This is a genomic window from Sphingomonas sp. (assembly GCF_035944535.1).
Lineage (GTDB): Bacteria > Pseudomonadota > Alphaproteobacteria > Sphingomonadales > Sphingomonadaceae > Sphingomonas_B.
On the sequence record NZ_DASZBC010000014.1, the window covers coordinates 108,265 to 121,538 of the forward strand.

General features: G+C 67.4%; 13 protein-coding genes. 3 read left to right on the forward strand and 10 right to left on the reverse strand.

The genetic code is table 11. The annotated features are described in order from the left end of the window. The first annotated feature begins 111 nt into the window (after positions 1 to 111). Both VGT77_RS13475 and VGT77_RS13480 read left to right on the forward strand, forming a co-directional pair. The gene (locus tag VGT77_RS13475; RefSeq protein ID WP_327463431.1) at positions 112 to 546 is read left to right on the forward strand and encodes a DUF983 domain-containing protein; all 435 of its coding nucleotides are present in this window, start codon (positions 112 to 114) and stop codon (positions 544 to 546) included. A gap of 44 nt (positions 547 to 590) precedes the next feature. Continuing rightward, positions 591 to 893, forward strand: coding sequence for a hypothetical protein (locus VGT77_RS13480; RefSeq protein ID WP_327463433.1), 303 nt, complete (start codon positions 591 to 593; stop codon positions 891 to 893). On the opposite strand, the gene VGT77_RS13485 is transcribed toward VGT77_RS13480, so the two are convergent. The 8 genes from VGT77_RS13485 to VGT77_RS13520 all read right to left on the reverse strand — a co-directional run bounded on the left by VGT77_RS13485 (position 890) and on the right by VGT77_RS13520 (position 7,845). Next, the gene (locus tag VGT77_RS13485; protein WP_327463435.1) at positions 890 to 2,233 is read right to left on the reverse strand and encodes a surface lipoprotein assembly modifier; all 1,344 of its coding nucleotides are present in this window, start codon (positions 2,231 to 2,233) and stop codon (positions 890 to 892) included. The genes VGT77_RS13480 and VGT77_RS13485 overlap by 4 nt on opposite strands. 10 nt (positions 2,234 to 2,243) lie before the next feature. Beyond that, the gene (locus VGT77_RS13490; RefSeq protein WP_327463437.1) at positions 2,244 to 2,936 is read right to left on the reverse strand and encodes a transferrin-binding protein-like solute binding protein; all 693 of its coding nucleotides are present in this window, start codon (positions 2,934 to 2,936) and stop codon (positions 2,244 to 2,246) included. Then, complete coding sequence (locus VGT77_RS13495) at positions 2,920 to 3,465, reverse strand: hypothetical protein (protein ID WP_327463439.1); 546 nt, start codon at positions 3,463 to 3,465, stop codon at positions 2,920 to 2,922. The genes VGT77_RS13490 and VGT77_RS13495 overlap by 17 nt, the downstream gene beginning before the upstream one ends. Before the next feature lie 93 nt (positions 3,466 to 3,558). Continuing rightward, a complete protein-coding gene (gene rpoN, locus VGT77_RS13500) occupies positions 3,559 to 5,067 on the reverse strand; it encodes an RNA polymerase factor sigma-54 (RefSeq protein ID WP_327463441.1) in 1,509 nt (502 codons plus the stop codon). 92 nt (positions 5,068 to 5,159) lie between these two features. Next, positions 5,160 to 5,936 carry an LPS export ABC transporter ATP-binding protein gene (gene lptB, locus VGT77_RS13505; RefSeq protein WP_327463443.1) on the reverse strand — a complete coding sequence of 259 codons (777 nt, stop codon included), beginning with the start codon at positions 5,934 to 5,936 and terminating at the stop codon, positions 5,160 to 5,162. Positions 5,937 to 6,048: 112 nt separating this feature from the next. Beyond that, entirely contained in the window at positions 6,049 to 6,600 is a 552-nt protein-coding gene (locus VGT77_RS13510) for an LptA/OstA family protein (RefSeq protein ID WP_414713407.1), read from the reverse strand. Next, positions 6,597 to 7,235 (reverse strand): LPS export ABC transporter periplasmic protein LptC, encoded by a 639-nt coding sequence (locus VGT77_RS13515; protein WP_327463446.1) that lies wholly within the window; start codon positions 7,233 to 7,235, stop codon positions 6,597 to 6,599. The genes VGT77_RS13510 and VGT77_RS13515 overlap by 4 nt, the downstream gene beginning before the upstream one ends. After that, a complete protein-coding gene (locus VGT77_RS13520; protein WP_327463448.1) occupies positions 7,228 to 7,845 on the reverse strand; it encodes a ribonuclease D in 618 nt (205 codons plus the stop codon). Before VGT77_RS13520 ends, VGT77_RS13515 begins: the two co-directional genes overlap by 8 nt. A gap of 225 nt (positions 7,846 to 8,070) precedes the next feature. Here VGT77_RS13520 and VGT77_RS13525 point away from each other — a divergent pair, with 225 nt between their 5' ends. Further along, positions 8,071 to 8,847, forward strand: a complete 777-nt coding sequence (locus tag VGT77_RS13525) for a cold-shock protein (protein WP_327463450.1) — start codon at positions 8,071 to 8,073, stop codon at positions 8,845 to 8,847. Between the two features lie 91 nt (positions 8,848 to 8,938). Here VGT77_RS13525 and VGT77_RS13530 read toward each other — a convergent pair whose 3' ends face one another. Then, the gene (locus VGT77_RS13530) at positions 8,939 to 9,622 is read right to left on the reverse strand and encodes a DJ-1/PfpI family protein (RefSeq protein WP_327463452.1); all 684 of its coding nucleotides are present in this window, start codon (positions 9,620 to 9,622) and stop codon (positions 8,939 to 8,941) included. Between the two features lie 102 nt (positions 9,623 to 9,724). Next, complete coding sequence (locus tag VGT77_RS13535) at positions 9,725 to 13,102, reverse strand: chromosome segregation SMC family protein (RefSeq protein ID WP_327463454.1); 3,378 nt, start codon at positions 13,100 to 13,102, stop codon at positions 9,725 to 9,727. Positions 13,103 to 13,274 lie beyond the last annotated feature (172 nt).

Sequence of the window (13,274 nt, forward strand, 5' to 3'; positions counted from 1 at the left end):
CACGGTTGGTCCGGAGTTCCCGACCTTTGGCCAAGACCTTAAAGGGGGCCCAAGTTTGTTGGTCCGCCCCTGGGCACCACCTCCCGAGGCGAAGTTGAGCGGAGCCGCCGCATGAGCGAAGACCTTCAAGCACAAGAACGCCTCGCCTGGACCGAAAAAGGCAAATGGCCGTGGATCGGCCGCGTCGGATTGAAAGGCCTCTGCCCCCGCTGCGGCCAGGGTCCACTGTTCCGCGGCTGGCTGAAGGTGCGGGAATCTTGCCCTGTCTGCGGGCTTGATTACCGCTTCGCGACGCCTGATGATGGCCCTGCCTTTTTCGCGCTCTGCCTGACGGCCTTCCCGCTGATCTTCTTCGTCGTCTGGCTGGAAGTCGCCTATGCGCCGCCGGTCTGGGTGCATCTGGTCACCTCCATCCCCTTGATGGCACTAGGGACGCTCGCCAGCCTGCGCCCGTTCAAGGGTTGGCTAGTCGCCTCGCAATATGTGAACCGCGCCGAGGAAGCCGGCACCAGCGAGCTTGCCGGCAAGCTGACGCGAAAGGACTGAACCCGGAACGACCTTCGCGTGTTTGGACGGCGAGGAGATCGGGCATGGACATTTCGATTACGCCGCTTGTGGAGCGGATCGCACGGGTGCTGGCAGGCCAGCGGCTCAGTTCCAATGCGGAGGGATCGAACCCCTCGGCCGGAGAAGCGGTCGACCTCGCCTGGCGTGAGCATCTCGACGATGCGCGGGCGGTGCTCAGGACGCTGCGCGAGCCGGACCAGCAAATGGCCTCGGCTGGCGACGCGGCGGTGTGGGAACGCATGGTCCGCGCCGCGATCGACGCGGACGGCGCCGAAAAGCCGAATGCAGACAGGGTGCAGGAAGAAGCGGCGGCGGTCGGTCCCTAGAATTCGCGGCTAAGCGCGAACTCGACGCGGGTGCGCTTGAAGTCGAAGATCGGGATGGTCGAGTCGCTGCGGCTGTGGATCACGCGCACCAGCGGGGACAGGCCGCGCCAGGTGAAGCGACGCAGGACAAGGCCGCCCGTGAGGTCGAAGCGCGTGTCCTTCCGGGTCGCGCCGAACAACGGATCGCGCTCGTCGGCGACCAGGCGGAAGCTGCTCAACTGCACGAAGGCGAGTTGCTTGCCGAAAGCTCGCGACGCCAGCAGGTCGATGCCGCCGCTCTTGGTCGACAGATAGTCGGCCCGCGCATCCTGTCGCGTCAGCCTCAGCCCGATACGCGTGCTGAACCGGGGCGAAAAGGCGCGGTCATAGGCGATGTTTAGGTCGGCCAGCGTGCCGTCCTGGACGGGCGCCGTACGATAGTTGGAGCCAAGAATAGTAAGCTCGCCTTCGACCTGGCTGACACGATTGAGGGGCTTAAGCAGGTTCAGCGAGCCGCCATAGCTCTCGGAGTAGAGATCGCCGCCGAACCAGCGCCGCTGCACGATGGCGGCGGGCCTGACGCGGGCACCGCCCAGCCGAAACTCCGGCCCGCTCGCCAAGGTTACCACCAAATCGTGGAAGCGCGACTTGCCGTACAGGTCGGCCCGCGCGGACGCGCGGCTGAGCAGGACGACTTCGTCGCTGAGGTCGGCACGGGCAAAGCCCTGCAATGAGATAGACGCGCCGATCCCCGACGTGGCTCGCGCGTCGCGGCTGAGCGTCAGCGGCGCGACGACCGTGTCGACTCGCTCCTGAGAGGTGGCGCGATTGATGTTGCTGTCAGGCGCTATGGCGATCTCGACCGCGCCGCCGATGGGGCGGACTGAGCGCAATGCCGTTGCGAAACGGTCAACGACGCGCGCGACATCGTCCGGCAGCCCCGCAGCCCCCGCTCGCCGCAGCTCACGCCGGGCGCCCGCCTCGTCGCCTTCAGCCGCAAGCAGGCGGGCAAGTTCGAGCCGGGGACGCCCGGCATTCGATTGCTCGTCCAGCAGCGCCTTCAGCCATTCGATGGCGCCTTGGCGGTCGCCTTGCGCTTCGCGAAGGATCGACAGGCGAAAGCGCGCTTCGGCGCGATAGTCGGGATCCGGATCGCGGATCAGTCCACGCAGAAGCGTTTCTGCATCCGAGAAGCGTTGGGCGGCGGCATAGCGTTCGGCGATCGCGAAGATATCGGGCGCGGTGAGGCCGGTGGCACAGCCGGCAGCTGGATCGCAGGCGGAAGCTTGCGCGGCGGCCGGCGCCGCGCACGCCGCCAGAATGGCTCCGGAGAGCATCCGGAGACCCTGCGTCCTCAGCATGGCGATCCGGCTAGTTGGCTTTGCCGACCACGGCGCCGACGGCCGCGCCGCCGGTGCCGGTCAGGTTGAATGTGTAGCCCATTTCCTGGCCCTGTGGCCCGAAGAACGCGCCGGCGAAACTGCCGCTATAGACGTTGCCATCGCCATCGGTGCCTTGATGGGCAAGCGTGCCGGAGAAGCCGCCGCCCAGCGCCGCGATCGTCCCGCTGCCGTTGAACAGGCCCAAGCTCTTGTTCACGCCCGTCGCGACATTCTTGCCAAGCAGGTCGAGAGTGGTGGTGACCGTCTTGGCCGCGAAGTCCGCCGTGAAACTGCTCGTCCCCCCCAACGAATAGACGCCGTCCGGATTGGCCCAGAGGCCATCGACAAGGGTCGTGTAGGAAGCGGAACCGGTGCTCGGCGCATCGGCGGCCTGGCGGATGCCGTAGAGCAGATATTGCTGAGCCACGCCCAGCGTCGCGCCATTGTCCGTCACCTGTTGCCAAATGCCGTAAGTCACATAGGTGAGCGCCATCTTCGGGTTGGACGCGCCCGGATTGAACAGCACCAGCTGATCGCTGCGGTTGCCCGAAACCTGATTGTAGACGCTAACCGTGGCGTTGCTTTCGGTCGGGTTCTTGCTGGCCGGCAGGAAGGTGGCGGAGCCGCCACCGGCTTCGCGGACCGTGTATGCGCCAGTCGCTGAGTCATAGGAGAGGCTCACGCCGCCGCCAAAGACGGTTGAGGACGAGGATACGCCCGTAGCTTTCCCGTCCGCGCGTGTCACGGTCGACTGCACGCGTGCGCCCAGAGCCTGCAGGGTCTCGCTTTGGGTAAGCGGCAAAGTCGTGTTGACCGGCGCTGGAGTGGGCGTCGGTGTCGGCGCCGGAGTGGGCGTTGGCGTCGGCGTTGGCGTCGGCGTGGGTGACGGCGTTGGCGTCGGAGTCGGCGTCGGGGTCGGCGTGGGCGTCGGCGTCGGCGTCGGCGTGGGTGACGGCGTTGGCGTCGGCGTCGGTGTCGGCGTCGGCGTCGGCGTCGGCGTGGGTGACGGCGTTGGCGTCGGAGTCGGCGTCGGAGTCGGCGTGGGTGACGGCGTGGGTGACGGAGTCGGAGTGGGCGTCGGCGTCGGCGTCGGAGTCGGAGTAGGTGTCGGTGCGGGCGACGGAACGGGCGCGGGCGTACCGCCGGCAGAGCCGACGCTGCCGCCGCCACCGCCGCAGGCCGCAAGCACCAGCCCGAGGCTGAAAGCACAAGAATTCCGTAGCTTACGCATCAATCCATCCTGCCCGCAGGGTTCGATGCGTTAACTTTAGTTGGTTACGTGTTACCGGCTGGTAAAGGGGAGGTCAGGCGGCCCGCAATGCCTTTTGCCGGCGCCGCTGGACCGACGAGCCGATGCCCATCGCCTCGCGGTATTTGGCCACGGTGCGCCGGGCGATGTCGAACCCCTTCCCCTTCAGCAGATCGACGAGAGTGTCGTCTGACAGGATCGCATCCGGCGCTTCCGCACCGATCAGGCCCTTGATGGCGCTCTTCACCGCTTCGGCCGAGACCGCGTCACCGCCGTCCGCCGACTGGATGCCCGAGGTGAAGAAATATTTGAGCTCGAACACGCCGCGGGCGCAGCTCAGATATTTGTTGGAAGTCACCCGGCTCACGGTCGATTCGTGCATGCCGATGACTTCGGCAACCTGACGCAGGGTGAGCGGCTTCAGATGCTCAACGCCTTTCAGGAAAAAAGCTTCCTGCTGCTTCACGATCTCGCTCGCCACCTTGATGATGGTGCGCTGGCGCTGGTCCAGCGCCTTGATCAGCCAATTGGCACTGTGGAGGCAGTCGGCGAGCCAAGCCTTGGACGACTTGTCCTGCGGCCCCGAGGCAAGTTCCGCATAATAGCGCCGGTTGACGAGCAGTCTCGGCAGCGTCGCCGAATTAAGCTCGATCGCCCAGCCGATCGGGCGCTTGGCGACGAAGATGTCGGGCACGACCGTCTCAGTGCGCGAGGCGCCGAATTTCAATCCGGGTTTCGGGTCATAGCTGCGCAGCTCGCGCACCATGTCCGCCAAGTCTTCGTCGTCAACCTGGCAGATGCGCTTCAGCTGCTGCAGCTTGCCGGCGGCGACAAGGTCGAGGTTGGCGATCAGCCGCGCCATGCATGGATCGTAGCGATCGGCTTCCTTGGCCTGCAGCGCCAGGCACTCGGCAAGGCTGCGCGCGCCGACGCCCGTCGGATCAAAGCTTTGCACGACGCCGAGCACCCGTTCCACCTGGTCGAGCGGCACTCCTGCTTGCTGGGCCACCTCGGCGAGCTCTCCAGTGAGATATCCGGCCTCGTCGATCTGCCCGATCAGCCAGACGGCGATCGCATGGTCAGTGCCCGACAGCCGCTCGCCAGCCTGGGCAAGCAGATGCTCCTGCAACGTCTCGACCTCGGCGCTGAAACTGTCGAAGTCGATGCCTTCCTCGCCGACGCCGCCGCTGGCGCCGCCCGCACCCATCGAGCCGTCGAGATAGCTGTCGGACGGTCCGTCATGGTGGAAGGTCTCGGCGACCAGATCCACGTCGAGCGGCGAGTCGGCGACACCGTCGCCATGCTCGACCAGCCGGTCGGCAGTGACTGGCTCAGGCGCGCTCTCGCCGTCCCAATCTTCACCCCCATCGGACTCCACCGGCTCGGTCGCGGGCCGCTCGTCGCCGCCGGTCTCCAGCAGCGGATTCTTTTCCAGCTCTTCGGCGATGAAGCTCTCGATCTCGAGATTGGAAAGCGCCAGCAGCTTGATGGCCTGCTGGAGCTGCGGCGTCATCACCAGCAATTGCGACTGGCGCAGGTCGAGGCGAGGCGCGAGCGACGCCATGACTTCCTAACCTTTCGTCATCCCCGCACAGGCGGGGATCCAGGCTGGGTTCCCGCTTTCGCGGGAATGACGGGAAAGAAGCGAGCACATCGCTACAGCTCGAAATGCTCGCCGAGATAAAGTCGGCGGACATTTTCGTCGGCGACAAGCGCTTCCGGGCTGCCGGCGAAGAGCACGCGGCCGTCATAGATGATGCAGGCGCGGTCGACGATGTCGAGCGTCTCGCGAACGTTATGGTCCGTGATCAGCACGCCAATGCCGCGCTGCTTCAGCTGGCAGACGAGATCGCGGATGTCGGCGATAGAGATGGGATCGATTCCTGCAAAGGGCTCGTCCATCAGCACGATGGAGGGATTGGCCGCGAGCGCCCGCGCGATTTCGCAGCGGCGCCGTTCGCCGCCCGACAGCCCCATCGCCGGTGCGTCGCGCAGCCGCGTCAGGCCGAATTCGTCGAGCAGTTGCTCCAGGCGCGCCTCACGCGCGGCGCGGTCTGGCTCGGCCAGCTCGAGCACGGCCAGGATATTCTTCTCGACCGACAGGCCGCGGAAGATGGAGGTTTCCTGCGGCAGATAGCCGAGGCCCAGGATCGCGCGCCGGTACATGGGCAGGCCCGTGATATCGAGGCCATCGAGCATGATACGGCCGGAGTCGGGCTTCACCAGGCCCATGATCGAGTAGAAGCAGGTCGTCTTGCCGGCGCCGTTGGGGCCCAGCAAACCCACGACTTCGCCGCGTCCGACCGCAAGCGACACGTCCGACAGCACCACGCGCTTGTCATAGGCCTTGGCGATCGACACGACGGACAGGCCGCCAATCTCCGGCTCCGGACTGGGCGCTATCGGCGCGGCAAGGGTGGCGACGTCGTTCATGCCGGCTCCGGCTGGTGTCAGATCGGGGTTACTGATCGGTAAAGTTGCGTCATTTGGCAAGCTTCGTGCATGCAGGATGCGGCCAGCCGATCTTTTCGCCCGTCACAAGGGCTTAGCTGCCTTTGCGCTGCGGTACCGAGAAGCGGCCGGTCACGCGCCCGCCCCGGCCGCTGCTCGCCGTGCCGGGTGCGCCGCCTACTGCCGAGCCATCGACGATCGCGCGGCCGGAGTTCAGGTCGATGACGAGGCGCCCGCCGCGGATCACATTGGCGCCCTGTTCCAGCACGACGCCGCCGATCATCGTGATCTGGCGGCGGTTGAGGTCGTAGATCGCGAACTGCCCCCGCGCGGTCTCGCTGGGGCTGCGCACAGTAACCCCGCCGGCGGCGTCCAGCCGCTCGATATCGACGCCGCTGCCGCGCTGATTAGCGTAGGCGACCGTCAGTCGCGCCGCGTTCATGGTCAGGTCGGATTGCTTGACCCGGACATTGCCGGAAAAGATGGCGCGGTCCGCGCGGTCCTGCACCTCGATCCGGTCCGCTTCGACGTCCACGGGAGCGTTGGTGTTGTGATTGGCGAGCGCCTGGGCGAGCAACGGCGCTGCCAGCGCCAGCCCCGCGCCGAACGCGCTTCCGATCATGAGCCGCCGCACCATGGCGCTCATCTGGCGGCTCCCTGGACGATGTGCAAGCGGGCCCGACCTTCTAGCCGCACCACCCGCGCCGGCAGGTCCGCCGAAATCCGCGCGCCGCTGAAGGTGCCGAGCGGCATCCGCCCCTCTACCGGACCCTGACTCGCCAGCCGCCGCGTCTTCAGGTCGATATTCACATCACGCGTGGCGAGACGATAGCCGTCCGCCGCCTGATAGGTAACCGGCCCTTCGACGGCGACGGCCTCCCTGTCCATGTCATACCGCGCGCGGTCAGCGCGCAGCAGCGCAGGCCCTTCATCCATCGACAGGCTGGCAGACAAGTCCCGCAGCCGCACGATCGGCTCCCGCGAGGTCGCCTGCACGGCCGAGCCGGCGCGAAGCGCGAAAGACTGGCCCTTGGCGTCCTCGCCTCGATAAAGCGCTTCCGTCACGCGCAGCCGTTCCTTGGCGACCTCGACCTTATTCTTGTCGAGCATGAAGCTCATCTCGCCGGCGATCGTCAGCGGGGCGATCGACAGAAAGGCGAAGAGCGCGCCGATCCCCATCGGCAGGACGACGCGCATCAACCGGATGGTGCGGTCGTGGCTGCTGCCGGGCACCGCCCAGCGCTGCCGCGAATCGCGCGATCGTTCGGCTGCTTCAGACATGAGCGAAGATGTCGACGTCCGGCCAGCCGGCCAGGTCGAGCTTGGCGCGATGCGGCAGGAAATCGAAACAGGCCTGGGCGAGCGCAGTGCGCCCTTCGCGCTCGAGCCTCTTGTCCAGTTCCTCCTTCATTGCGTGCAGGAAGCGCACGTCGGACGCGGCATAATCCTTTTGCGCATCGCTGAGCACCGGCCCACCCCAGTCAGAGCTTTGCTGCTGCTTCGAGATTTCCTGGCCGACGAGTTCGCGGACCAGATCCTTCAGCCCGTGCCGGTCTGTATAGGTCCGCACGAGGCGAGACGCGGTCTTGGTGCAATAGACAGGAGCGGCCGTCACCCCGAGGTAAAGCTCGATCGCGGCAAGATCGAATCGGGCGAAATGGTAGAGCTTCAGCCGTGCAGGATCGGCGAGCACCGCCTTCAGATTGGGCGCGTCGTATTGGCTGCCGGGCCCGAAGCGCACCAGGTGCTCGTCGCCACGCCCATCCGAAATCTGCACCAGGCACAGCCGGTCGCGGTGGGAATGAAGGCCCATCGTCTCGGTATCGACAGCGACGGCACCCTCGGCGAGCACGCCTGGGGGCAGGTCTTCTTCGTGAAAAAATACGGCCATGCGGGGCGATGCATAGGCCGGCCAGGGTGAACGCTCAATGGATTAGCGGCAGCGGCGCTGGATCACGTCGGCTTTACCTGCCTGTGGATTATTTCGTTCGCCGCGTGCCCGAATCTCGGCTATGCACGTTGATGGGCGTGACTATGGGGTACCGTCTAATGGGATCGCGCGCGCGCCCGGCGCGAGGGTTCCGACTGGATCTAAGTGGGCGACCGGAAGGCAGTAATGGGTTTCGACAGAGGACGTAGGGGTCAGCGCGGCGGCAAAGACAAGCGCGACGGTTTCGGTGACGAGAATTACGGCGGCTATAGCGAAAGCGGCGGCGGTGGCCGTTATGGCGGAGGCGGCGGCTTTGGCGGCGGTGGCGGCTATGGCGGCGGCGGTGGCGGCTTCGGCGGACCCCGTGGCGGCGGCTTCGGTGGCGGCGGCGGTGGATTCGGCGGCGGTGGCGGCGGCTTTGGCGGCGGCCGCGGCGGCGGCATGCCCCAGCAGGTCATCGGCGAAGGCACCGGCGTCGTTAAGTTCTTCAACGCGCAAAAGGGCTTTGGCTTTGTCGTTCGCGACGATGGCGGCGAGGATGTGTTCGTGCACATCTCGGCCGTGGAGCGCGCCGGCCTGACCGGCCTGGCCGAGGGTCAGCCGCTCGGCTTCACCCTCGTCGATCGCGGCGGCCGCGTTTCGGCAACCGACCTGAAGATCGAAGGCGAGCCGCTTCCGGTCACCGGCGGCGGTGGCGGACGCGAGGACCGTGGCGGTGGCGCCGGCGGGCCGCAGCGTCAGCTAACTGGCGAGAAGGCGACCGGCACCGTCAAGTTCTTCAACGCGATGAAGGGCTTCGGCTTCATCCAGCGCGATGACGGCCAGCCGGATGCGTTCGTCCACATCTCCGCCGTCGAGCGGGCCGGCATGCCGACCCTCAATGAAGGCGACAAGCTCGAGTTCGAGCTGGAAGTGGACCGGCGCGGCAAATACGCTGCGGTGAACCTCTCGCCGATCCAGTAATCTACTGAGCCTCGTCAGCGCGAGGAGCAAAGCGATAAAGCAATCCAGTGGCGACGACCGCTGGATTGCTTCGCTTCGCTCGCAATGACGATTATTCCCGGCGCTGCAGCCGATCCGCCGCCGCTTGGTAGCGCGCGGCGCGATCCGAGGCGAAGCGCGCGACAAGCTTCTGGTATCTTTCGAGTGTCGCACTGCTCGCCTTGTCCGGTGAACCCGCGTCGAAGGGCGGGGCCGGATCATATTCCAGACTGAGCTGAATGAAGCGGGCATGGTCCTCGCCCGCGATTCTGGCGGCTAGCGCCAGTCCGAAATCGATACCGGCCGTAACGCCGCCGCCGGTCACGCGATTGCGGTCGAATACGACCCGCTCCTTGACCGGAATGGCGCCGAATGCCGCCAGCCACTCGTGACTGGCCCAATGCGTCGTCGCACGATAGCCGCGCAGCAGCCCAGCGGCGCCCAGCACCAGCGCCCCAGTGCATACGCTCGTGATCCACTGCGCCTGCTCCGCCGTGTGTCTCAGCCAGGCGAGCGTCGCCTCGTCCTCCATCGCCCCTGTCACCCCGAAGCCGCCGGGCACGCACAGAATGTCGGGGGTTCCGGCCGTGTCGAAGGTTGCTGTCGGCAGCAGCGGGAAGCCGGCGTCCGTCGGCACCGCATCCGATGTTTTCCCGACAAGCTCGACCTTGGCGTCAGGCAGCCGCGAGAGCACTTGCGCGGGTCCGGTCAGGTCCAGCTGCGTGACATGTGGGAAGAGCAGGAAGGAGATTTGCATCGCGTGCACTATCACGCTCGTCCCGAGCGAAGTCGAGGGGCGCTTCGTGGAGTTCAGAGCTAAGCCCCTCGACTGCGCTCGGGACAAGCGATATTCCTGTCGCTACTCCGCCGCCAGCAGCTCCTCCGCTCCGCCCAGATCGACCGAGACGAGCCGGCTGACGCCGCGCTCGACCATCGTCACGCCGAACAGACGGTGCATGCGGCTCATCGTCACCGCATTATGCGTGACGATCAGATAGCGGGTGTCGGTTTCGGCCACCATGGTATCCAGCAGGTCGCAGAAGCGCTCGACATTGGCGTCGTCCAATGGCGCATCGACTTCGTCGAGCACGCAGATCGGCGATGGCTTGGTGAGGAACAGCGCAAAGATCAGCGCGACCGCCGTCAACGCCTGTTCGCCACCGGAAAGCAGGGTTAGAGACCCCAATCGCTTGCCGGGTGGCTGCGCCATGATCTCCAGGCCGGCCTCGAGCGGGTCGTCCGAGTCGACCAGCTGCAAATAGGCCTCGCCGCCGCCGAACAGCCGCTCGAACAGGAGCCGGAAATGCCGGTCGACCTGCTCGAAGGCTGACAGCAGTCGCGTGCGCCCTTCCCGGTTCAGGCTGCCGATTGAGCCTCGCAGGCGGTTGACGGCTTCGGTCAGTTCCTCCCGCTCGCGGAGCGACCGCTCAAGCTCGCCTTCGAGTTCGCGCAATTCCTGTTCCGCGATCAGGTTGACCGGGCCGAGCCGCTCGCGGTCGAGGTTCAGCCGGTCGTGCCGCGCCGACTCCTCGCCCGCTTCCCGCACCTCGTCTGCCGCGAAGCCGTTCCGTTCCGGCAATAGCGGCGGCGGACATTCGAAGCGCTCGCCGGAGACGCGGTTCATCTCGGCCCGCCGCAGATCCGCGGCTTCTGCCCGGGCCAGCGCCCCGGCGCGGGCTTCGCGCGCCTGTGCCAGCGCCTCGCCGGCCTGAGCCAGCGCCCCTTCGCCTTCCCGGACCCGTGCTTCCGCCGCCCGCTCTTCACCGGCGAGAGACTCGGCCGCAGACCTCGCCGCACCCTGTTGCTCGTCCAGCGCCGCGATCTCGCGCAGCAGCGTGGTGGGCGAGTCGGTGAGCGCCGCCAGTTCAACGTCGATCGCCCGCTCGCGCCGGGCCATCTCATCGATTCGCTTGGCTGCTTCGCCCGCCCGGGCACGCCAGCCCTTCACTTCCGCCTGCACCACAGCTTGACGCTCGCGATCGGCGGCGATCAAGCGGTCGAGGGTCGCGGAGGCGGCACGCTTCTCCGCCACCGACGAGCGCGCGGCCTCACTCTCCGCCGAGAGACGGGCGACCAATGAGCCGGTCACATCCTCGGCAGGCAGAGCCCCGACCCGCGCATCTGCCGCTTCGGCTTCGCGCGCCGCCTCATCGCGCTCGGCAGCCGCGCGTTCGCGCCGGGCACTGAGTTCGCTCTGGCGTGCGGAGAAGCGGTCGATGGCAGCTTCGGCTGCATCTTCTTCGCGGCGGGCGTTGCGCGCCTCCAGCTCAGCCGCGGCGAGCGACCGACGCGCATCTTCGGCAGCCGCTTTGCTCTCCGCCAGTCGTGCTGCGGCTGCGGCCACTGAGGCACGCGCCTCCTCGTTTTTAGCGCGGGCCGCAGGCAGCGCTGCCTTCAGGGCCCGCAGCCGATTGGCACGGATCAGCCGCTCAGCGGCCGCGGCACCCGCGTCGCCGGCGGAGTGCCCGTCCCACCTGCGCATCTGCCCAGCCCGGGTCACCAGCTGCTGCCCGGGTGAGAGCGACCGGCCGTCATCCTCGTCCAGCACTGCGGTCTGCGCAAGCCGCCGGGCAAGGGCTGGTGCGTCCACATGCGCAAGAAGGCTGTCGGCGATGGGCGCGTCCGAATGGGGCACCGCTGTCCAGCTCGCGAGCGGGGTCTCCAGATCGTCACCAAGCGCCGCCGCCAGCGCGCGTTCATATCCGGGTGCCGCCCGGACATGGTCGATCAACCGATCCCCCGCTGCCCGCGCGAGTGCTTTCTCCAGCGCCGCCGCTTCGCTCTCCAGGCCACACAATGTTGCCCGCGCTGACGCCAAGGCGGCTTCGGCGGCGTCCCGTTCGGCAGCGGCGGCGAATCGCTCCGCTTCATGCTGCTCGATTGCTTGCGCGGCACGGGCAGCGGCATGTTCGGCGGCAGCGCGGCGATCTGCTGCCGCTTCGCGCGCCTCCGCGAGGGCAACGCCATCGCCAAGCTGCCCGATCTCCGCATCGATGCGCGCGACTTCCGTCTCAGCTCGCGCCAGCCGCGCCTGGGCGGCAGTCGCGGCCGATCGGGCAATCTGCGCTTCGGCCTGCTCCCGTGCCTGGGTGGACAGCGCCTGGGCGAGAGCCACTTCGGCATCCCGTGCCTGGCTTTCCACGCGCGCCAGCTCCGCAGCGAGCTCCGGCCGCCCGGCTTCCGCCGTGGCTACGCGCTGCTCCAAGGCCTTAGCCTCGGCCGTCAGGCGGGCGATCGCTTCGGCGGCGTCGTTGGCGAGCGCCCCTTCGCGGTCGCGATCGTCGGCGAGCCGCTCGCGCGCCTGATGCAGCTCGGCAAGGCGGCGCTCGGCGCCGGCCAGCTCGGCGCGGGCTGTCGCCAGCTTGTGCCCGAGCTCGGCAAGCTGGTCGCGCGACTTTTGCGCTGCCGCCCGCGCGTTCCCAAGCTGCCGCGTCGCTTCCGTGTTCCAAGCGGCGGCGGCACGCTGGGCCTCCGCGAGCTGAGACACGCGCTCCTCGGCGGCGACAGCCTCCTTCTTGGCAAGCTCCGCCGCCCGGGCCGCATCGCGCCAGCGCGCGAAGATCAGCCGTGCTTCGGCCAGCTTGATCTCGGCCGAAATGGCCCGGTAGCGCTCCGCCGCACGTGCCTGACGCCGCAACTGCCCGGAGCGCGTCTCCATATCGGCGAGCAGCTCGCCCAGCCGGGTCAGATTGGCTTCGGTAGCGCGCAGTTTTTGCTCGGCGTCCTTGCGGCGCACATGCAGCCCTGCGATGCCGGCGGCTTCTTCGAGCATCGCGCGCCGCTCGACCGGCTTGGCCGCGATGACCGCGCTGATACGTCCCTGGCTGACCAGCGCCGGCGAATGCGCGCCGGTCGCGGCATCGGCGAATAGCAGCGCCACGTCCTTCGCCCGCACGTCGCGGCCATTCATTCGATAGGCGGAGCCGGCGCCGCGCTCGATCCGGCGGATGACTTCCAGCTCGCCGCCGTCATTGTCGGCCGCTTCGGCAAAGAGCTGGACCTCGGCGAAGTCGCGCGCCGGACGGCTCGCGGTGCCGGCGAAGATCACGTCTTCCATGCCGCCGCCGCGCAGCGACTTGGCCGAGCCTTCCCCCATCACCCAGCGCAAGGCCTCCAGAAGGTTCGACTTGCCGCAGCCATTGGGGCCGACCACGCCGGTCAGGCCCGGCTCGATGCGCAGTTCGGCCGGATCGACGAAGCTCTTAAAGCCGGTCAGCTTCAGCCGCTTGAAGCGCAAAGTTCGAGCCTCCCTCCAGACCCGAACCTATCGCGCGCGCGTGTAGGGGAAAGGGCGGCAGCCACCCTTATCCCCAGCAATGAGTCCAACTGGGGCCCAAACGAGTCCAGTTGTTGTGGAGAACCGAGACTCCCTCGTCATTGCGAGCAACGCGAAGCAATCCAGCTAGGGA

What these genes read in the sequence shown, in the direction of transcription:
- VGT77_RS13475 (WP_327463431.1), top strand. Translation starts at nt 112, where the DNA reads ATGAGCGAAGACCTTCAAGCACAAGAACGCCTCGCCTGGACCGAAAAA.
- VGT77_RS13480 (WP_327463433.1), top strand. Translation starts at nt 591, where the DNA reads ATGGACATTTCGATTACGCCGCTTGTGGAGCGGATCGCACGGGTGCTG.
- VGT77_RS13485 (WP_327463435.1), bottom strand. Translation starts at nt 2,233, where the DNA reads ATGCTGAGGACGCAGGGTCTCCGGATGCTCTCCGGAGCCATTCTGGCG.
- rpoN (WP_327463441.1), bottom strand. Translation starts at nt 5,067, where the DNA reads ATGGCGTCGCTCGCGCCTCGCCTCGACCTGCGCCAGTCGCAATTGCTG.
- lptB (WP_327463443.1), bottom strand. Translation starts at nt 5,936, where the DNA reads ATGAACGACGTCGCCACCCTTGCCGCGCCGATAGCGCCCAGTCCGGAG.
- VGT77_RS13510 (WP_414713407.1), bottom strand. Translation starts at nt 6,600, where the DNA reads ATGAGCGCCATGGTGCGGCGGCTCATGATCGGAAGCGCGTTCGGCGCG.
- VGT77_RS13515 (WP_327463446.1), bottom strand. Translation starts at nt 7,235, where the DNA reads ATGTCTGAAGCAGCCGAACGATCGCGCGATTCGCGGCAGCGCTGGGCG.
- VGT77_RS13520 (WP_327463448.1), bottom strand. Translation starts at nt 7,845, where the DNA reads ATGGCCGTATTTTTTCACGAAGAAGACCTGCCCCCAGGCGTGCTCGCC.
- VGT77_RS13525 (WP_327463450.1), top strand. Translation starts at nt 8,071, where the DNA reads ATGGGTTTCGACAGAGGACGTAGGGGTCAGCGCGGCGGCAAAGACAAG.
- VGT77_RS13530 (WP_327463452.1), bottom strand. Translation starts at nt 9,622, where the DNA reads ATGCAAATCTCCTTCCTGCTCTTCCCACATGTCACGCAGCTGGACCTG.